General features: G+C 66.0%; 17 protein-coding genes. 1 reads left to right on the top strand and 16 read right to left on the bottom strand.

Translation table 11 applies throughout. The annotated features are described in order from the left end of the window. From ACYVHT_RS22690 to ACYVHT_RS22700, 3 genes are all read right to left on the bottom strand, one after another. On the bottom strand, positions 1–2,274 hold a 2,274-nt coding region (locus tag ACYVHT_RS22690), incomplete at its 3' end, for a reprolysin-like metallopeptidase (protein ID WP_460557584.1). A gap of 211 nt (positions 2,275–2,485) precedes the next feature. Further along, positions 2,486–2,902 (bottom strand): thiol-disulfide oxidoreductase DCC family protein, encoded by a 417-nt coding sequence (locus ACYVHT_RS22695; protein WP_460557586.1) that lies wholly within the window; start codon positions 2,900–2,902, stop codon positions 2,486–2,488. 257 nt (positions 2,903–3,159) lie between these two features. After that, positions 3,160–4,299 carry an esterase/lipase family protein gene (locus ACYVHT_RS22700; protein ID WP_460557588.1) on the bottom strand — a complete coding sequence of 380 codons (1,140 nt, stop codon included), beginning with the start codon at positions 4,297–4,299 and terminating at the stop codon, positions 3,160–3,162. A 114-nt stretch (positions 4,300–4,413) separates the two neighbouring features. Here ACYVHT_RS22700 and ACYVHT_RS22705 point away from each other — a divergent pair, with 114 nt between their 5' ends. Next, positions 4,414–4,737 (top strand): hypothetical protein, encoded by a 324-nt coding sequence (locus ACYVHT_RS22705; protein ID WP_460557590.1) that lies wholly within the window; start codon positions 4,414–4,416, stop codon positions 4,735–4,737. Between the two features lie 84 nt (positions 4,738–4,821). Here ACYVHT_RS22705 and ACYVHT_RS22710 read toward each other — a convergent pair whose 3' ends face one another. The 13 genes from ACYVHT_RS22710 to ACYVHT_RS22770 form a co-directional block, all read right to left on the bottom strand. Beyond that, positions 4,822–5,451 (bottom strand): flavin reductase family protein, encoded by a 630-nt coding sequence (locus ACYVHT_RS22710; RefSeq protein ID WP_460557592.1) that lies wholly within the window; start codon positions 5,449–5,451, stop codon positions 4,822–4,824. Positions 5,452–5,465: 14 nt separating this feature from the next. Then, positions 5,466–5,879 (bottom strand): MauE/DoxX family redox-associated membrane protein, encoded by a 414-nt coding sequence (locus ACYVHT_RS22715; protein WP_460557594.1) that lies wholly within the window; start codon positions 5,877–5,879, stop codon positions 5,466–5,468. Positions 5,880–5,968: 89 nt separating this feature from the next. Continuing rightward, on the bottom strand, positions 5,969–7,792 hold the full coding sequence (locus ACYVHT_RS22720) for a DUF885 domain-containing protein (protein ID WP_460557596.1): 1,824 nt from the start codon (positions 7,790–7,792) through the stop codon (positions 5,969–5,971). 90 nt (positions 7,793–7,882) lie between these two features. Next, the gene (locus ACYVHT_RS22725) at positions 7,883–9,376 is read right to left on the bottom strand and encodes a M28 family metallopeptidase (RefSeq protein WP_460557598.1); all 1,494 of its coding nucleotides are present in this window, start codon (positions 9,374–9,376) and stop codon (positions 7,883–7,885) included. Between the two features lie 36 nt (positions 9,377–9,412). Next, positions 9,413–10,327 (bottom strand): hypothetical protein, encoded by a 915-nt coding sequence (locus tag ACYVHT_RS22730; RefSeq protein ID WP_460557600.1) that lies wholly within the window; start codon positions 10,325–10,327, stop codon positions 9,413–9,415. Between the two features lie 59 nt (positions 10,328–10,386). After that, positions 10,387–12,414 carry an alpha/beta hydrolase family protein gene (locus tag ACYVHT_RS22735; RefSeq protein WP_460557602.1) on the bottom strand — a complete coding sequence of 676 codons (2,028 nt, stop codon included), beginning with the start codon at positions 12,412–12,414 and terminating at the stop codon, positions 10,387–10,389. Positions 12,415–12,574: 160 nt separating this feature from the next. Beyond that, positions 12,575–14,389, bottom strand: coding sequence for a DUF885 domain-containing protein (locus ACYVHT_RS22740; protein WP_460557604.1), 1,815 nt, complete (start codon positions 14,387–14,389; stop codon positions 12,575–12,577). A 238-nt stretch (positions 14,390–14,627) separates the two neighbouring features. Next, entirely contained in the window at positions 14,628–15,182 is a 555-nt protein-coding gene (locus ACYVHT_RS22745; protein WP_460557606.1) for a hypothetical protein, read from the bottom strand. Positions 15,183–15,266: 84 nt separating this feature from the next. Next, positions 15,267–16,073 carry a hypothetical protein gene (locus ACYVHT_RS22750; protein WP_460557608.1) on the bottom strand — a complete coding sequence of 269 codons (807 nt, stop codon included), beginning with the start codon at positions 16,071–16,073 and terminating at the stop codon, positions 15,267–15,269. 123 nt (positions 16,074–16,196) lie between these two features. Next, the gene (locus ACYVHT_RS22755) at positions 16,197–16,373 is read right to left on the bottom strand and encodes a hypothetical protein (protein ID WP_460557610.1); all 177 of its coding nucleotides are present in this window, start codon (positions 16,371–16,373) and stop codon (positions 16,197–16,199) included. A gap of 59 nt (positions 16,374–16,432) precedes the next feature. Continuing rightward, positions 16,433–16,576, bottom strand: a complete 144-nt coding sequence (locus ACYVHT_RS22760; RefSeq protein WP_460557612.1) for a hypothetical protein — start codon at positions 16,574–16,576, stop codon at positions 16,433–16,435. Positions 16,577–16,667: 91 nt separating this feature from the next. Then, complete coding sequence (locus ACYVHT_RS22765) at positions 16,668–18,002, bottom strand: sensor histidine kinase (protein WP_460557613.1); 1,335 nt, start codon at positions 18,000–18,002, stop codon at positions 16,668–16,670. 199 nt (positions 18,003–18,201) lie between these two features. Then, on the bottom strand, positions 18,202–18,876 hold the full coding sequence (locus ACYVHT_RS22770; RefSeq protein WP_460557615.1) for a response regulator transcription factor: 675 nt from the start codon (positions 18,874–18,876) through the stop codon (positions 18,202–18,204). Positions 18,877–18,965 lie beyond the last annotated feature (89 nt).

The following is an 18,965-nucleotide window of genomic DNA, read 5'->3' on the forward strand; positions in this document are numbered from 1 at the left end:
CACGGTGAGGCTGCCCCGCGCCGGGTTGGGCCACAGCCGCAGGCGGGCCGGCGGGCCGGCGGGCACCGGCACGGCCCGCACCGGCGAAAAAGCAGTGGTGCCGTCGGCATTGGTCTGGCGCAGGCGGTAGTAGGCCGTGGGGCCGGGCGCGGCGGCCAGCGTGCCATCGGCAAACTCATAGTAGCTGGGCCGGGTGCTGCTGCCCGCCCCCGGCACCCAGCCCACGCGGCGAAAATCCCGGCCATCGGCCGAGGCTTCAACGGCAAACCCAAGGTTGTTTTTCTCCGAAGCCGTGGTCCAGGCCAGGTAGGCGGCGGCATTGCGGGCTTCGGCGGTGAAGGCCGTGAGCTCTACCGGCAGCGGCCCGGCCAGGGTGATGGCGGCATCGTTGAGGGCAAAGAACAGGTTGCCGATGGCCTGAATCTCGATGCGGCCCCGGGAAGTGTTCAGGTTGGGCAGCTGCACGGTGGCCGCGCCGTTGTTGGGGGTGCTGGCCAGCAGCACCAGCGGAAAGCTCTGGCCTTCATCGACCGAAAACACCACCCGCACGTTGGCGCAGCTCACCGGGGCCTGGTCGGTGCCCAGCACCGTCCAGGCCAGGTTGAGAAAGCTATTGGGGGCTGCCGTGACGGGGCCGCTGGGGGCAGTAATGGCAAAAGGGCCGGCATCGGCCACGGCCAGCGTCAGGTTGGCCCCGTCCACGCCGCCGCGCCCATCGCGCGCCGTGAAGCGGAAGCTGAGCGCGCGGGGCACCAGGGGCAGCGTTTCGCCCAGCGAAGGCGCGTTGGCCAGCAGCGCGCTCAGCTTCGGAAAGGTGCGGGTGGGGCTGGGGCTGGGCGCAAAGCTGCGGAAGAGCGGCGGCCCGCTGGCATCGGTGGCCGCGCCGGCCAGGCCGCTGGGGTTGCCCAGGTCCAGCTGCTCCCAGGAGTAGGTCAGGGGCTCGTTGTCGGGGTCGGAGGCGCTGCCCGTCAGGGCAAAAGGGGTGCCCCGCGGAATGACGTAGGCATTGCTGCGCGGCACGGCCACCACGGGCGGCCGGTTGCCGGTGGCCGTGAAGGTGCCGCACTGCACCCCCGGCCGAATGGCGCTGAGGCTGGCCGCGTGGAAGTAGCCGATGCCGGGGCCCACGTCGTCGGGGTAGCAGCGCTGGTCGTAGGCCATGATGGTGTTGCCCGCCCCCGGCTCGTAGGCCATGCCGGGCGTGCGGTTGCCGCCCCCGCAGTTGCCCTTGTCGCCGTTGAAGGTGTGGCTGGAGCCCAGCTGGTGGCCCAGCTCGTGGGTGGCCACAGTGGCCAGAAGCGCCGCCGAGCCGCCCGTGGATGCCCCGCCGCCCTTGTAGGGGTCGTAGCACACCACGTCGATGTAGGCCACGCCCGAGTAGCCGCCGCTGCGGTAGCCCAGCACATGGGCCAGGTCGTAGCTGGCGTTGCCAATGGCCTGGTCCACCACGGCCTGGTTGCTGGTCATCAGGCTGCCGGGGTTGTCGTTGTCGAAAGGGTCGGTGGCAGCGTTGAGGTAAATGAGCCGGTCGTCGTTGCCCACCAGCTGCAGGCGCACGGCCAGGTCGCGCTCATACACGGCATTCACCGCACTCACCAGCGAAGCCATGCTGGCCAGGGTGCCCGCCACGGAGCCCTGGCCCAGGTTCTGGGCATACTCGCCGGTGGCAGCCAGCGCCAGGCGCAGCGTGCAGAGCTGGCTGCCGTAGGGCGCGGGCGGCGGCGGGGGCGTGCTGCCGCTGGTGGCGCGCAGCCGCCGGCCCGGCACCGGCAGGGCCTGGCAGGCAAACGCCCCAGGCGCATCAGCATGGCTTTGGTAGCGGCCGGCCCCGTCGGTTTCGATGCTGAACGAACGGGTGAGGGAGAGCACCTGGGCGTGCAGCCCGCCCGGCGAGGTTTCGAGCCGCACAGTGGCCGTGGGGTCGTCGGGGCTTTGGCCGGCATAGGTGCGAATGCCGGGGTAGCGGGCGGCGAGGGCGGGGGAGAGCACCGGCACCAGCGTCAGGGCAAAGCGGTGCAGGGTGCCGTCGGGCGCGGGCAGCTCCAGGGGCACGGCGGCCGGGCGGTTGGTTTCGGGCGGGGCACCGGCCAGGCGCTCGGCCAGCTGGCTGGCATCGAGCCGGAACCAGCGGCCCGGCTGCGCGGCGCTGCCACGCGCCATGGGGGCAGCCACGGGCTGCCACAGTTCCCCCGGAGTCTGGGCCCAGCTTGGCTGGATTCCGAAAAGCAGCAGTTGGAACAAGACAAGAGCTGCCTTGCGGTAGAATGGTTTCATAGAAGTAATTACGTATAAAATATAACTAATGACTTATTGCGGCTAAATAATTCGATTTTTAAGTATTTAGGCACAGTAAAGTAATCATTTTTTCTGTAAAAATGAAAAACAATACAAGAATAAGCTAAACCGGACAACTGCCCCGCCATCCTCCGGAATAACCGGTTTGGTGCTGGGAATGAGCCTCATGCTGCCGCGCCGCGCAACGCAGCTACAGGAAGCGGGCTTGCAGGGCCGGCGTGGGCAGCCAGCAGCTTTCCTGCCGGCCAAACCAGCGGTAGCGGTGGCGGGCTACAAAGCGGTACGCGGCATCGCGCCAGGAACGTGGCAGCAGCTTGCCCACCGCCAGCAATTGCCAGCCGCCCCCCAGCCCCCGGGCAATGCGCAGCACTGCATCGGAGTGCGAATACAGCTGCCCGCCGCTCAGCAGCAGCACCGATTCGGGGGCGGCGGCAATTGCCGCGGGTGCCACCCCATGCGCGGCCAGCAGCTCGCGTCCGGCGTCGCTTTGCAGGGCGGCAAAGCGAAACCGCGCCGCCGCATCGTGCCGGATAATGAACTGCACAAAACCGTTGCAGAGGTTGCACACCCCGTCGAACAGGATGATATCGGGAGCAGAGGAGGGCATATAGTGGAAGGAGAGCACCTTTCTTACCACGTACCCGGCCCTTTTGTTGTCATCGTTACCCGGGCAGCCGGCTAAGTGCGGGCAATCTATCCGTAGCCCCGTGTCGAGGCGATGCCGCTGCGCCCGCCGCCGCTGGAATTCATTGGCGAGCAGCTGGGAGGGAATGTCCGTTGGTCTGCGTAGCGCTGGCACGGCGCCGGCAAAAGCAATGCTTCGCCTTCGCCCTCCGCCACCTGCCGCCTGCTGCCAGTCGGGGCCTACGCCCAGTGCTTGAGGTACTGAAACACCTCCGGGTGCGTGAGCAGGCCGCCGTGGTGCTGCTGGCCAAACACGGCCGTGCGCACGCTGGCCCCGGCCGGCAGCCCGGCCTCATCGCCGAAGGTGGCGTGGCCGTGGGCGCTGCCTTTGCCCACCAGCCCATCGCCGAAATACTCGCGCAGGGCGGCCGGCCGCGAGGTGCGCAGCCACGCGCCCACCAGAATGTGGTACTGCACGCCGGGCAGCGGCGGCACGGGCGTGCGCGGCGGCGTGAGGTCGTTGGCGTGGGCGTCCTGCCAGTCCTCGTCCACTAGAATGGAGTAGCGCAGGTCCTTGATGCCGTTGCTGCGCTGGTTGAGCGCCTTGCTCAGAAACCGCGTCGGAAACAGGTTGATGCGCTCCAGCAGCCGCGCCGTGAAGTGCGAGTTCTGCTCCAGCCACGAGCCGTCGTTGGGCGTGCCGATGAGGAACACCGAGCGCAGGTGCGCCAGCCAGGGCGCTGCGCTTAATGAGGAAGGAGGAAGGAAGAATGAGGAATTGGCATCGGCTGTTGCTGCGGACTCTTTCTCCAATTCCTCATTAAGCGCAGCGTAGTAGCCCGCCGAGCGAATGATGAGCCCGCCCATGCTGTGGCCCACCAGCACCAGTTCGCCCACGGCGTCGGGGTAGGTTTCGACCAGCTCAGTGAGGAGGCGGCTGAGCTGGCGGCCGTTTTCGGAGAGGTGCAGGCCGGAGTTGAAGCGCAGGTAGAGGGCGCGGCTGCGGGTTTCCTCGGCCAGGCGCGGGCCGTAGCGCCGGCTGCCGGGCGGGTCCTGAAACCCGGTTTGCCAGATAAGCTCGTCGCCCATCAGGCCGTGCACGTACACCACGGTTTTCTGGCGCGGCTCCGTCAGGCGCAGCTCGGCCACGGGCACGTCGTGCCCGCCGCGCCGGAAGCTCATCCGGATGGCGCGCGGGTCGAAGCGGGCGGCCAGCTGGTCGCCGAGGGCGCCGTTGAGCACCGGCAGGAAAAAATGCTGGTGGGCCTGGCCGGCACGCACCACGTAGCTGGCCCCGCGCACGGGCAGCAGGGCGGCCCGCCCCACGGCCCCCAGGGCACGGCGGAAGCGGGAAGGCTGGGGGGCATCGGAATCGGACATGGTGGAAACGGGCTAAAAAGGCGAATGGCCCGAAAGTAACGGCCCGGCCGGTATTGCGTTGGCCTTCCGGCCGAAATCAACGTACTTTGCAGCACCAATCCCAAGCACTACTTCATGAAGCTTTCCACTCGTCCCGCCCTGGCCTTGCTGCTGGGCACCGCCCTGGCGGCCTCGCTTTCGTCCTGCGACTACCGTTGGAGCCCCGGCGACAACGTTCAATTCAAGCACGGTTTCACCAACCCGCCCGGCTGGCACAACTCGGACGTCAACCGCGACAGCATCAACAACCAGCCCAAGGCCACCACGCCCATCGGCACGGGCTCGGCCACGGCCATCAAGAACGGCACCGTGAAAGAGCAGCTCGACTCGGCCCCGGCCGGCAGCAGCGCAACGGCCACCCAAACCGCCAGTGGCCAGCTGGAAGAAACCAAAAAATAGATTGCCGCCTGCCATGCGGCAAAAAGCCCGCTGCTTTCTTAGCAGCGGGCTTTTTGCGTTGAAATGGCCAGTGGCTGCCGGTCGCTACAGCGGCACCGGCGGCTGGCCCGGCCGGGCGTAGCCGAAGCGCACGGGCGGCTGCACGGCGTGGTAGCCATCGAGGCCCGAGATGCAGGCCGTGGCCAGCGCCGCCAGGTCCAGGGTGCCATCGGCACGCAGGCCTTCTTCGGGCAGGTACACGTGCTCCACGGTGCCCACCAGCAGCACGGTGCCGTTGCTGATGGCATGCTCCTCAAGCAGCCGCAGGCCAATGCTGAGCGGGCTTTCGGCCACGTAGGGCGCGGGAAAATCGTCGCGCCACGCGGCCGTGAAGCCGCACGCGTCGAACTCCGAAACATCGTCGGGGAAATTGGCCGAGGTGTAGTGGGCCGCTGCGGCCAGCGCCACGGGCACATGGTTCAGGGTGTAGCAGCCGCTGGCTTTGAGGTTGGCGTAGGTGTGGCGCGGCACGGTGGTGGGCCGCGTCACGATGCCCAGCAGGGCAGGGTCGGAGCCCAGGTGCAGGGCCGAGCTGAACACCGCCAGGTTGGTGCGGCCATCGGGCGCGGCGGTGCCCACGAGGTTGGCCGGCTTGAAGCCGGGCAGGCCGTTGACGAGGTTGAGGCGGTAGATTTTTTCGAAGCCGGCGATGTCGGCGGCGGTGAGGTGGCGCATCGGGTGGAGTTGGGTTAGTGCACGTTCCCGGCCGGGGTGCGGTCGAGGCAGAGGCGGTTGTGCTGGCAGTGCAGGATGAGGACAAACAGAAACAGCCCGTACACCAGCTGCGTGCCTACCGTGGCCCACTGCTCCAGCAGGCTGCTGCCGAATACCAGCACAGTCATCAGCAGCAGGGCCGCGGCCAGGGCCGGGCGGGTAAACAGACCGATGATGAGCAGCAGGCCAATGCCGCCTTCCACAAACGGCAGCACTGCCGCGAAGGGCCGCACCAGCATTTCGGGCAGCATGGAAGAAGCAAACTGCTTCACCATGCCCGCCTGAAACGCCGCCAGCTTGGGCAGCCGCACCAGCAAATGCGTCAGAAAAGCCACGCCCAGCAGCAGGCGGCCCAGCACGAAGGCCAGCTCGGAATTGGTTAAGCGCATCACGCAAACAGGGTTGAACAGCAGATACCGGCTCAACGTGGTTTGCGGGGGGCGGGATGCGTTGGGGCTTTTTATTATTTGCCTGCGGCCTACTTCACGCTGGCGGCCCAGGCGTCCATGCGGGTTTCGAGCACGGCCAGCGGCATCGAGCCGATGCTCAGCAGCTCGTCGTGAAAAGCGCGCAGGTCGAACTTCGGGCCCAGCTGCCGGCGGTACCGGTCGCGCAGCTCGTTGAGCTTGAGCTGGCCGGTTTTGTAGCTCAGCGCCTGGCCCGGAATGGCCATGTAGCGCTCCACCTCGGCCGTAGCGCCCTGCTCCGAGATGGCCTCGTTATCCATCATGTACTGAATGGCCTGCTCGCGGGTGAGCTTGCCGGTGTGCAGGCCCACGTCGGTCACGAGGCGTAGGGCGCGGTGCATTTCGGCCCCCAGGTGGCCCATGTACTGGTTGGGGTCGGTGTAGAGGCCCAGCTGCCTGCCCAGGCCTTCGCAGTACAGGCCCCAGCCTTCGCTGCAGGCCGAGTAGCCGCCGAAGCGCCGGAACTTGGGCAGGCTGGTGTTCTCCTGCTGCATCGACACCTGGAAGTGGTGCCCCGGCAGGGCTTCGTGCAAAAACAGGGTTTCCATGGCCGGGTTGGCCACGGTGTTGTACCGGGTGGCATCGAGAATGGGCACGTAGAAAATGCCCGGCCGCGAGCCGTCGGGCGCGCCCCGGTAATATTGGGCCGAGGCCGAAGCCGCGCGGTAGGCTTCGGTGGCGCGCACCTCAAACGGCGTCTTGGGGCCCCGGTTGAACAGGTCCGGCAGCTTAAGCTCGACGCGCCCCTGAATGCCCCGGAAAGCGCTGATAACCTCCTGCTCGGTCTTGAAGGGCCGGAATTTCGGGTCGGTGTTCACGTAGTTGAAGTAGCCTTTGAGGTCGCCCTTGTATGCGGTGCGGTTTTTGGCGGTGTCCATCTCGGCCCTGATGCGGGCCACTTCGGCCAGGCCGGTTTCGTAAACCTGGGCCGGGGTGCGGCTGGTGGTGGTGCCCACCTGCACGGCGTAGGCGTAGCGGGCAGCGCCCTGCGGCAGCGCGTTGATGCCCGACGTGGCGCGGGCTTTGGGCAGGTACTCAATCTCCAGAAAATCAGCCATGTCGCGATAAGGCCTCACCACGTCGCGCTGAATGGCCTTCTGAAACAGGGCCGTCAGCCGGGTTTTGTCGGCGGCCGTGAAGGTGCCGGGGAAATTCAGCACGGGCTGGTAAAACAGGCTGGCCGTGGGGTCGCCGAAGGCAATGGCGCGCAGCTGCTTCACCATCTTGGGCACCAGGGCTTTGGGCAGCACCACGCCGCTGCGCTCGCCGCGCTGGAAGTTGGCAATGGCCGAATCGGCCCAGGCCGGAAAGCTGCGCAGGCGGGCCAGCCACCGGTCGTAGTCCTTCACCGTTTTGAAGGGCTGCGCGCCCTTGCCCGAGGCCAGCTGCGGCAAGGTATTGGGCAGGCCATAAAACTGGTTAAACGGCATCTTCCAGTTGTCGAACTGAAAGCCGGCCAGGCGCTGCTCCAGCTCGTAGCGCAGCATGTCGTAGCTCACTTTGTCGTTGGCCGTGAGCTTGGTCCGGTCCACCTTGCGCAGGGCCCCGAGGTAGTGTCCATAGAAGGCCTTCAGCGTGTCGCGGTACACGCGGGTCTGGTCGTTGGGCAGCTTGTCGTCGAAGCGGTGGTCGCCTTCGGCCGTGGCCTGCAGCGGAAACAGGCGGTTGTAGCGGTCGTGGTAGCGCTCAAACAGCGCCGCCAGCGGGGCCGAATTGGCGCCGGCCGGGGCAGCAGCTTTGGCTGCCGGCCGGGCCGGCGCCACGGGGCGCTTGCCCGGCTGGGCCGCTGCTTCGAGGCCAATGAGTGATAAGGCGACCAACAAAAGCTGCTTCATGAGGAACGGATTTGGGATTTGCTGCTAATGTAAGCGTGTTATTCAGTAAGAAAGAAAAAACAGCAATATTTCGTTGATATTTTATTGGCCCTACCGCTCCAGCTTGAAGTTGGGCTCGCGGGCTGGCGCAGCGGTGCGGTTGGCTACGGCCCAGCCGGTGAGGTATATCCACCGCGTCATGCGGGTCAGCTTGGGGTAGTCGATGGTTTTGGGCTCGTCGCGGGGCGTGTGGTAGTCGGGGTGCAGCAGGGTGGTGAACATCACGGCCGGAATGCCCAGGCGGGCATAGGGCAAGTGGTCGGAGCGGAAGTACCAGCGCTCGGGGTGGGTGGGCTTGTCCCACTCGGTGTCGAGCCGGAACCGAGGGCCGGCCTGGTTGGCGGCCAAAGCGGTTGTCACCAAATCGGACGAGTTGAGGTGGGGCGGCTGCGAGCCAATCAGCGCCGCACTGTCGGCCACGTTGCGCCCCATCATCTCGGCATTGAGCACGGCCACGATGCCGGCCGGCGGCACCGTGGGATTGGCCGAGTAGTAGCGCGAGCCCAGCAGGCCCCGCTCCTCGGCCCCGTGGAACACAAACAGCGCCGAGCGCCGGGCCGGCTGCTGCTTAAAAGCCCGCATGATGGCCAGCAGCGCCGCACAGCCGGTGGCGTTGTCGTCGGCCCCGTTGTAGATGGAATCGCCGGCCACCGGGGCGCGCACGCCGTCGTGGTCCTGGTGCGTGCTGAAGAGGACGTACTGCTTTTTCAGCTCGGCATCGGTGCCGGGCACCTTGGCCACGATGTTGACGGACGGGTAGCGGAAGCTCTCGGCCTTCAGGTCGAGGCTGACCTGCTGGCCGGCCTGCTGCACCCACTCTTTGGCCGACTCGGGCAGCAGAATGGTGGGCGGCGTGCTCACCGGCTGGGTGGCGGCATCGCCGGGCAGGCCGTAGCGGCCCCGCTCGTAGGTGTGGCCCCAGTGCTCGTAGATGGCCTGCGCCCGCGCATCGGCCACGAAGATGACGGCCGCCGCGCCCGCCTTCAGCAGCTCGGCCGACTTATCGGTCATCACCTGCCGCAGGTAGTAGCGAAAGCTCGATTCCGGCGGCGGCGTGCCCGAAAACAGCAGCGCCACGGCCTTGCCCTTCACATCGGCTTTGGCCAGCTCGGCCGCCGTGCCCGTGCCCACGTACAGCAGCGGCACCGTGGCGGCGTAGGTGGTGGGCACAAGCACCAGCGCGTCCTCGTGCAGCTTCAGCTGGTGCGTGCCGATGCTGAGCCGGCTGGCCCGGGTCAGGCGCGTGCGCTGCAGGCTGAACCACTGGAAGTAGGTGCCATCGTCGCCGGCCGGCAGCAGGCCGATGGCCCGAATCTGCTCGGCCAGCCAGGCCGAGGCCTTCAGCTCATCGAGCGTACCCGCCTCGCGGCCCCGGAAATGGTCGCCGGCCAAGGCGTACAAGTCGCGCTTGATGTCGGCTTCGCGGATGGCGCTTTCCGCGTTGGCCGGTTTGGGGGCGGGCTTTTTCTGGGCCAGCGCGGGAGGCGGAAAGCTCAGGCAAAGTGTTAGCAGTCCGGCCGTGGCCAGGTGAGTCAAGTGTTTCATTGCAGGTAAGATGGCGGGTGCTTGCAAGTGCCGAATCTAGTCCAGTTTCTGCATGCGGCCGGTGAAAATCATTCCTTCGATGGTGGCCCAGTAGGTGTAGGTATTGCCCTCGACGCCGGTTAGCCGGATGTGCATAGTTGTGCCCACGAGTGCCGCCCCGTTGGAGGCGCTGCTGCTGCGCATGGTAATATCATAGCCGTCGGCCTGCCAGTGCAGGCCGAAGCCCAGGCGCAGGCCTTTGGCAGGGTCGGTTTCGGTCTGGGTGGTGTCGGTGCGCTCCACCAGGGTCTGGCCGTGCCGGGCATCGAGGTAGCGAAACCGGCCCACCCGAAACCGGGCAATTTCGGCTGCCGTGGGAGCAGTGCCGGGCTTTTCATTGAGGCGAAAGGACGCCAGAAACCGGGCTTTTTCACTGGCCGCCACGGCGCTGCCTTCCGCCCCCCAATATTCCAGCAGGTAGGCGGCGCGGCCGGCGCGCAGCACCCACATGGTGCCGCCGGGCGGCCAGTCGGGCAGCGGGTTTTTCAAGCGGAAATCAACCGCCAGGCCTTCTGCTGTGCCAACGCGAAAGGACTTCTGGCTTAGTCGTTCTGCTTTCATCGAAGTCAGCACGGCCTGGGTGAGGCTGGTGTAGAAAACGTCCGTTCGGCCCACCGAATTATCGGGCTCAACGCCCGGCGCCAGCTCCATCTGCATCACCATAAAATGCGATGCTTTGCTGAAAGAGCTGTACGCCTGCATGGTAAACGTGCCCATGTCGGGCGCGGCCGATTGGCGCGGGGGCAGCGGCAGGTCCACGCTCAGCTGGCGGTCAACCTGAAAAGGAAACCAGGCAGCCGGCACTGGCGCACTGGCGGAAGGCTGGGTGGGCTGAGCACGGGCCGCCAGTGGGTTCGCCAGCACTGCCGCCACGAGCAGGCTTTGTCCGAGATGCAGTAGTGGTTTTTTCATACGGGTAAAGCTACTGGCAGAATGGCGCTAAAAACCATCTTCCACATGGGCTATTTGGTTCATCTGGCCGGCGGTGGGTTAGGGCCCAGGTACTGGTCGAGCCACTCCACCCACAGGCGGTTCCACTCGGCGCTGCGCACGGGGTCGGAGGGAACGTGGGCCGTGATGGGGAAGGCCACGAAGCGCACCGGCACATGGTTGTCTTTCAGGGCGTGGTAGAGCTTGTAGGCGTTGGCGATGGGCACGCGGTAGTCGTTCACATTGTGCAGAACGAGGGTGGGCGTGTGCCAGCGCGGGGCCCGCGCAATGGGCGACTGCGCCCGGTAGCGGGCCAGGTTTTCGGCGCTCAGCCAGGGCGAGGGGCCGTAGTGGGCGGCGTTGGCGGCGTTGTTATCGCCCAGGTTATAGCTGTCCAGCAAATCGACCACGGCCGAGGCGGCCACCGCGCAGCGCCAGCGGCGCGGCTCGCCCAGCAGCCAGGCCGTCATAAACCCGCCGTAGCTGGCGCCGGTCAGCGCAATGCGGCTGGTATCGACCCAGCCGCGCCGTTCCAACTCGGCGATGCCGGCCAGCACGTCGCGCCCCGGCCCGGCCCCCGCATCGTTCCGAATGGCCCGCTGGAAGGCGTAGCCCAGGTTGTCGCTGCCCCGGTAGTTGGGTTGAAACACCACGTAGCCCCGCGCCGCCACCGCCTGCCCCAGCCCGTAAAATGCAGTCCGCGAGGCATTGAACGGCCCGCCGTGCATCATCAGCACCAGCGGGTATTTTTTGGCGGGGTCAAAATCAGGCGGGTACGTAAGAATGCCGTTTGGCCGCAACTCGTCCGATTGCCACTCCACGGCCTCCATGCGGCCCAGCTTCAGGGCGGCGGTTTCGTGGTTGAAATCGGTGAGGCGGCGCGGCGCGGCCGTGGGCGAGGCCAGGTAATACAGCTCCGCCGGCCGGCCCGGCTCATTGGCGGTAATGGCCAAGGCGTTGCGCCGGCCCACTGACATTTCCACCCAGTAGCTGCCATTCGGCGACACCGCGCCCAGCGGCAGCCTGCGGCTGCGGCCGCTCAGCTCCTGCTGCCAGATGGAAACCGTGGGCCCGTCGTTGCCGCCCACCAGCAGGCTTTTGCTGTCCGGGCTCCACAGGGCGTGCTGCAGGTTGCGGTCGAGCGGGCGGGTGAGGGGGCGCGGCGGCCCGCCGCCGGCCGGAATCAGCTGGAATTCCAGCCCTTCCAGAAAGGCCGTGTCGCGTGGAGTCTGGTAGGCAATCCAGCGGCCATCGGGCGAAAACGCGGGCAAGTCGAGCTGCCGGGGCGGGCCGCTCAGGCGACGAATGGCACCAGTGGCCACCTCCACAGTGCAGAGCGTGCCGTGCTGGTCGCCGGTCTGGGGCGTGGCGCGCCGCACAAAGACCAGCGTGCGGCCGTCGGGCGCCCAGTCGAAAGGCTCGGACGAGTCGTCGGGCAGGCTCCAGAAGCCGCTGGTGAGGCGGCGGGCGGGCTGCGTGCCGCTGGCGTCGGCCAGCCACAGGTGGTCGGGCGTGGGCGCGGCGGTGAGCGTCACGCTGCCGTCACCCACCTCGAAGCTGTCGTTGCCGCGCTCAGCTTCTGTCTGGTTGGTGGGTTCGTCGGCAGCGATGTAGGCCAGGGTTTTGCCGTCGGGGCTCCAGCGGAAATGCTGCACATTGGTGGGGCCATTGGTAACGGCCTTCGCCTCGGCGGCTTCCTCAAAAGGCTGCACGAACAGCTGCGTATGGGCATCCTTGCCCGTGCCGGTGCGGGCCAGAAAAGCCATCCGGTCGCCGGTGGGCGACCAGCGCGGCTGCTTCACGGTGGGGCGGCCGGCCACCAGCACGCGCTGCCGGCCGCTGGCGACGTCCACCAGAATTACCTCCGCGTCGTGGCGGTTGGTGGTGCGATTGGGCCGGGAAACCACGATGAGTACCTGCCGGCCGTCGGGCGAGAGCTGCGGGTCGGTCACGCTCACCGTTTTGCCGATGTCGGCCAGCTCGAAGCGGCGCTGGGCGCGGGCCGGGCGGGTTTGCAGCGCACACAGCAGCAGCACCAGCAGCCACGAGGTTGGAACCGTCGTTTTCATCCGGTAAATGACGGAAATTCTGCAGAACCCCGCTGCGCCGCCCGTTTCGATTGGCGCAGTTTCAGCGTCGGTGCACAGTCCTGCAATCGGCTCACAAAAAACCCGCGCCGGAATGCTCCGACGCGGGTTACTTAAACAGCTTCGATAACAAAGCAGACGGTTACTGCTTAGCGGCCCAGGCGTCCATCTTGGTTTCGAGTACCGACAATGGCATCACGCCGTCCTTCAGCAATTCATCGTGGAAGTTGCTGAGCGAGAACTTACTGCCGAGCTGCTTGGTGTAGCGGGCGCGCAGCTCCTGAATCTTGAGCTGGCCGATTTTGTAGGCCAGCGCCTGGCCCGGAATGGCCATGTAGCGCTCGATGGCGGCCGTGTCGTTTTCCTTGTTGTCGGGCGTGTTATCGAGCATGTAGTCAATGGCTTGCTCGCGGGTCATCTGGCCGGTGTGCAGGCCGGTGTCCACCACCAGGCGCACGGCGCGCAGCATCTCGTCGCTCAGCGCGCCGATGTACTGGTAGGGGTCTTTGTAGAGGCCGAGCTCTTTGCCCAGGCTTTCGCAGTAGAGCGCCCAGCCCTCGGTCATGGCGCCGTAGCCGGCAAACTGGCGGAACTTGGGCAGGCTGGTGTTTTCCTGCTGCAGCGAAATCTGGTAGTGGTGGCCCGGAATGGCCTCGTGCAGAAACAGCGACTCCATGCCCTGGGTCACGTTGTACTCGGCGGGCTTGGGAATGGGCACGTAGAAGATGCCCGGCCGCGTGCCGTCCGGCGAGCCCTGGTTGTATTCGGCTGAGGCCGAGGCCTCGCGGAATTTTTCGGTTTCCCGAATCTCGAACGGCGTTTTGGGCGTGCGCCCGAACATCTTTTTCAGGTTCGGGTCGATGGTTTCCTGAATGCGGCGGAAGCCCGCCAGCACCTCCTCGGCCGTTTTGAAGGGCATGGCCTTGGGGTTGGTTTTCAGGCTTTCGAAGAACTGGCGCAGCGTGCCTTTGAAGCCCAGCTCGGTTTTCATGCGCTCCATCTCGGCGCGCAGGCGGGCCACTTCGCGCAGGCCCAGGGCGTGGATTTCGGCCGGCGTCTTCTCCGTGGTGGTCCAGTAGCTCACGTAGTAGCGGTAGATTTCCGGCCCGCCCGGCACGGCGTTGATGCCGCTGGTGGCGCGGGATTTGGGCAGGTACTCGTTGGCCAGAAAGTCGCCCAGCTTCTTATACGTCGGCACTACCTGCGTCAGAATGGCCTTCTTATACGCCTCGGTCAGGCGCTGCTTGTCGGCATCCGAAAAGTCTTTGGGGAAAGCATTTATCGGCCCGTAAAACAGCGACTTGGTAGGGTCCGTCACCTGCATGTCGGCGGCGCGCATCTGCGGCAGCATCTTCACCACCAGGGCTTTGGGCAGCACCACGCCGGCCTTCATGCCGCGCCGGAAGTTGCCGATGGCCGAGTCGGCCCACACCGTGAACCCCTGCACCCGGCCCAGCCAGTTGTCATAGTCCTGCACCGTCTTGAAGGGCTGGTTACCCTGCCCCGAGCCGTACTGCCCCATGCTGATGGGCAGCCCCCAGAACTGCTGAAACGGAATCATCCAGGTGTTCAGCTTTAGCCCGGCCACGCGCTGCTTCAGGTCGTACTGAAAGATGTCGTAGCTGATTTTATCGTTCTCGTCCAGCTTGGCGCGGTCGAATTTCGCCAGCCGCGTCAGATAATCCTGATAAAACGTGCTGAGCGTGTCCCGAAAGGCCTGGGTCTGGTCGTTGGGCAGCAGGTTGTTGAAGCGGTTGTCGCCCTGCGCCGTGGCCGACAGCGGGTCGAGCCGCGACTGCCGCTCCCAGAAGCTGGCAAACAGGCCGTTGAGGCCCTTGGTGGTGTCGGTGGCCGCCGCGCCGTCGGCGCTGCTGGTGGCGGTTTCGGAGGTTTTGGTCTGGTTGCAGGCCGAGGTGAGGGCCGCGGCTATAAGACCGGCGAAAGCAATTTTTTTCATGAGCGAACGAGAATGTGCCGCAAGCTACGAAGCCGCACACTCCCCTCCTTACCAAGGAGGGGACGCCGCCGCAAAGCGGCGGCTGGGGTGGTTGTGGGCGTTGACCGACGGGCGGTCAGGTCGTGCTGCCATCGTTCACTTGCCAGCTTTCCGCCGGTTTGCTTCGCCGATGCTCATACGCCACAACCACCCCGATTTTTGCTGCACAAAAATGTCCCCTCCTTGGTAAGGAGGGGAGTTAACTGCCCTGGCGGGCGGCCAGCCGGGCCACGGCCAGGCGGCCCAGCTCGGGCGCAATCCGCTCGCGCGAGTAGCGCTTCACGCGTTGCGGCATGCCGATGACGAGGGTGCGGCCGGGCAGCTGCACGTAAAGGTCGCCGTGGCTGTCGTCGTAATAGGCTTCGCGGCCCAGGCCGCTTACCGGCGAAATACTGCGCTTCAGGTCGTTGCCGGCCCGGGCAATCTGGAAGGCTGCCGCCGGGCGGAACGACACCATCACCACGGCATCGGGGCTGGCGGGCTGGTCGGCTTCCACGAAGCGGCAGCCTTCGCCCTGCGTTTGCTGCTGCACGGGGCGGCCCGTCAGGCTGGCCACTTCGGCGGGCGTGAGCAGGCCGCAGGCCTCGGTGGGCAGCGTGGCCGTGGTGTCGGCCTGCACGACAGTGGAGCGGCCGTTGCCGCCGCTGGCCTGCTCCAGCGGGGCCTGGCCGGAGCACGCGCCCAGCAGGGCCACCGCGCCGGCCAGGGCCAGCCGCTTCACTGATTCGGCGGTTGGTATCGAGCGAATCATCATCGTCGGAATGAGTTAGCGGAAAGAGAATGAATCCGGGTGGTTCCGCTAATCAGATACGGGCGCGGCCAAAAAATGGCCCGGCCGCTACAGCGTGAAGGTGAGCCCGGCCGTCCACACAGACAGCGCCCGCGAGTCCAGGTCGTCGGCAGGCAGGTTCACGGGCACCACGTAGCGCCAGCCGGCGGCTAGCTCCAGCTTGCCCACGGTGTAGCTCACGGGCACCGAAAACTCGTAATCGACCACGCTGAAGCGCCGCACGTTGCGCACTTTGCTGGTCCCGTGGCGCTTGTCCAGGGCCGCTTCGGCAAAGGATTGCGTGCCGGCCGCCACGCTCACCAGCGGCTCGATGGTGAGGTAGTTGTCGGCCCCGAGCACGTGCGGAATCTCGAAGGAGCGGGAGTTTTCCAGGGTCAGAAACGCATCGCCCTTGCTGGTGGATTTGCCGAACAGATACGTGGCGCTCAGCCGCGAATACACCGCGCCCCAGTCCTGGCCCAGCGCGGCATCTACGGCGTTGTTCACGTTGGATTTCACCAGCTGGCTGTTGGTCGGAAAGAAAAACCGGGCGTAGCTCACCGACACGTCCAGCGTCTGGCCGAAGTCGTGGTCCCAGCCCACGCTCAGGTCGGTTTCGTCAAGGGCGGTGGGCGTGTTCAGCAGGTTGTAGAGGCCCACCGAGGCGTAGAGCCCGTTTTTGGCCGTGTAGGTGAAGTCGGCGGTGAGGTAGGGGAAGGCCACGGCCTGCGAGCGGCCGAAGTAGGTGGAGTTGCTGCCGTAGCCGAGGGCCGCCGAGAAGCTGCGTTTGGGCACGTCCGCGTCGGTGGTATCGGCGGGGGCGGGGGCGGCGGCGGCCCGGTGGGCACCGGCCCCTAACAGGGCGCTTAGCAACATGGCTGCGGGAGTAAAGGAAGAGCTCAAGGGCAAAGGGAATAGCAGGAAGAAAGATAAAGCCAAAAAAGCCTCTCCGACGGCTGCGGAGAGGCTTTGGCGGAGAGGCGGAAGGCCGCCGGCCGGCTAGTGCTGGCCGGCGTGCATGCCCTTGTGCCGATGCTGGCCCTGGTGGCTGCCTTTCTTGCGGTGCTCGCCCTGGTGGCTGCCGTGCTTGCGGCCCCCGGGATGGCTGGGCGTGGACTGCGCCAAGGCGGCAAACGAGCACAACAGGGCAACGGACAACGTGAGGAAGCTTTTCATGGAAATTAAGGAATTACAAGGATTGATGACAGGGAAAGCGGCAGGCAAGCACCGGCCAACTACTTGGTTTTGTGGCCGCCGTGGTGGCCATGGTGGCCGTGGTGCCCGCCATGGTGGCCGCCGTGGTGGCCTTTGGGAGCGGTTTGGGCCAGCGCGGCAAACGTGCACAGCAGGGCGACGGCGGAAAGCATCAGCTTTTTCATGGGAATATGGGGGTTTGGGTTAGAAGACGATTCAAACCTACCCCGCCAACATGATGCGAACATGATAAGCCGCCACGCGCCCGTGCTCGCGCTACACCGCGCCCGCCGCCGGCTCCGGAAACGTGAGCAGGAACGACGTGCCGAGTCCCTCAATCGAATTGACTTCCAGGGCGATGCCGTGCAGCTCGGCAATGGTGCGGGCAATGCTCAGGCCCAGGCCGTAGCTGTCGGCATCGGCGGCGGCGCCCTTGTCGAAGGGCAGGAACAGGCGCGGCAGCTGCTCGCGGGCAATGCCCACGCCGGTGTCGCGCACCTCCAGCACGTAGGGGCCGGCGGGGCCGGGGCGGCCCAGCAGGTCGATGCGGCCGCCGGCGCGGTTGTACTTGATGGCGTTGCTCACCAGGTTATAAATCAGGGTGAAGAGCAGGCCCCGGTTGGCACGCGTGACCACGAAATCGGGCGCCACGGCCTGGTGCAGCGTGAGGCCCAGCACGGCCAGGCGGTCCTGCACTTCCTCGCACACTTCGGCCACCAGCGGGGCCAGCGGCACGGCCTCGGTGCGGGCAAACTGGTCGTTTTCAATCTTCGAAATCATCAGCAATGATTTGATGATGGTGCGCAGCCGGTGTACGGTGCGCTGCGACTCCACCACGCGCAGCTGGTTTTCTTCGCTCAGGGTGTCGTCGGCCAGCATGTTGTCGAAGCGGTATTGCAGGGCGGCCAGGGGCGTGAGCAGCTCGTGCGAGGCTTCGGCAATGAACTTGCGCTCCTTCGAAAACGAGGCCTGGATGGTGGTCATCATCTCGCGAAGGCTCTCGTCGAGGTAGCGGAAGTCGTCGGTGCTGGTTTCGATGGGCGCGAAGTTGAACGCCGCCGGGTGCTGGGCATTCTTCAGCCGCTGCCGGATGATGGTGTAGAACGGCTCGAACAGGTAGCGGAAAAACGCCACGTCGGCCAGCGTGGTCAGGGCCACGGCCACCAGCAGCATGTAGAGCGCGTAGTGGCGGAAGTTGCGCTCCGTTTCGCCGATGCTGCCCGTGCTGCGCCCGATTTCGAGCAGGTAGTTCTGGCCCGCGTCGGCGAAGGAGTAGCTCAGAACGCGGTACTCCACAATCTCGTCCTCCACGGCCCGCTTCGAGTCCTCGATGCCGCTGATGCTGGGGCCGGGCGGAATGGCTTCCAGCGAAATAAACTCCTCCTTCAGCAGGTTGTAGCTGCCGTAGGAAGATTCGTCGTCGGTGATGAAGGCCGAGATGCCGTTGCGCCGAATCAGCTTCAGCACCTTTTCCTTTTTCTGGGCTAGGCGCTGGTCGGTGCTCAGGCGGGCCAGCCGGCTCATGGCCAGCGGCAGCGCCCCCACCAGCACCAGCAGAATGGCCACCCGCGACAGCGCGTTGAAGAGGGAGAATTTGGTGCTGAGCTTCATGTAAAGTGGTGAGTGTTGGGGCTGGGTGTTAGGTGGTGAGCATTGGGGCATCTGTCATCCTGAGCGCAGCGAAGGACCTTATCACGTCTAAACCCGTTGGAAATTACTGCCAATTGTTCAGCGGTGATAAGGTCCTTCGCTGCGCTCAGGATGACAAACGGCCCTACACCTGACCCCAAGCACCAAAGCCTTCTTCCGCCTACAGCCGCGCCCGGTACCCGATGCCGCGCACGGTTTCGAGCCAGTCCACGTCGGCATGCTGGCCCAGCTTTTTGCGCAGGTTCTTGATGTGGGCGTCGATGTAGTTGGAGTCGAAGCCCGACTCCGGCAGGTTGCCCCAGATGTGCTCGGTGAGCTGCAGGCGCGTCATCACGCGGTTTTTGTGCAGCACGAGGTAGCTCAGCACGTCGAACTCCTTCACCGAGAGGCTCACTTCCTGCCCGCCAAACAGCAGCCGCCGGGCCTGCAAATCGAGCTCGAACGGCCCCGCCGCCGCCAGCGGCCGGTGCAGCCCGAAGCGCCGCCGCGTGATGGCGTGCATGCGGGCCAGCAGCTCGGGCAGCGAAAACGGCTTGGCCAGGTAGTCGTCGGCGCCCAGCTCCAGGCCGCCGATGCGGTCCTCCACGGCCCCGCGCGCGGTGAGAATGACGAAAGCGGCCGTGAGGCCCTGCTGCTTGGCTTCGGCCAATACGGTCAGGCCGTCGCCATCGGGCAGGCCCAGGTCCAGCAGCACGAAGTCGAAGGGGGTGTCGGCCAGCTGCTGGCGGGCCTCGCGGGCGGTGCGCGCCACAGTGCAGGCAAAGCCCTGCTGGTAGAGAAAAATGCCCAGCTCGCGGGCCAGCGTGCGCTCGTCTTCGACGATGAGAACGGTCATGGGAAAGCAGCCGTAGCCGAAAGAAGTTAGTGGTGCCGGCCGTGGCCGCCGCCGTGGCGCGGGCCCCGGGCGTGGCGGGCCGCCCGCGC

The organism is Hymenobacter daeguensis (assembly GCF_054780555.1).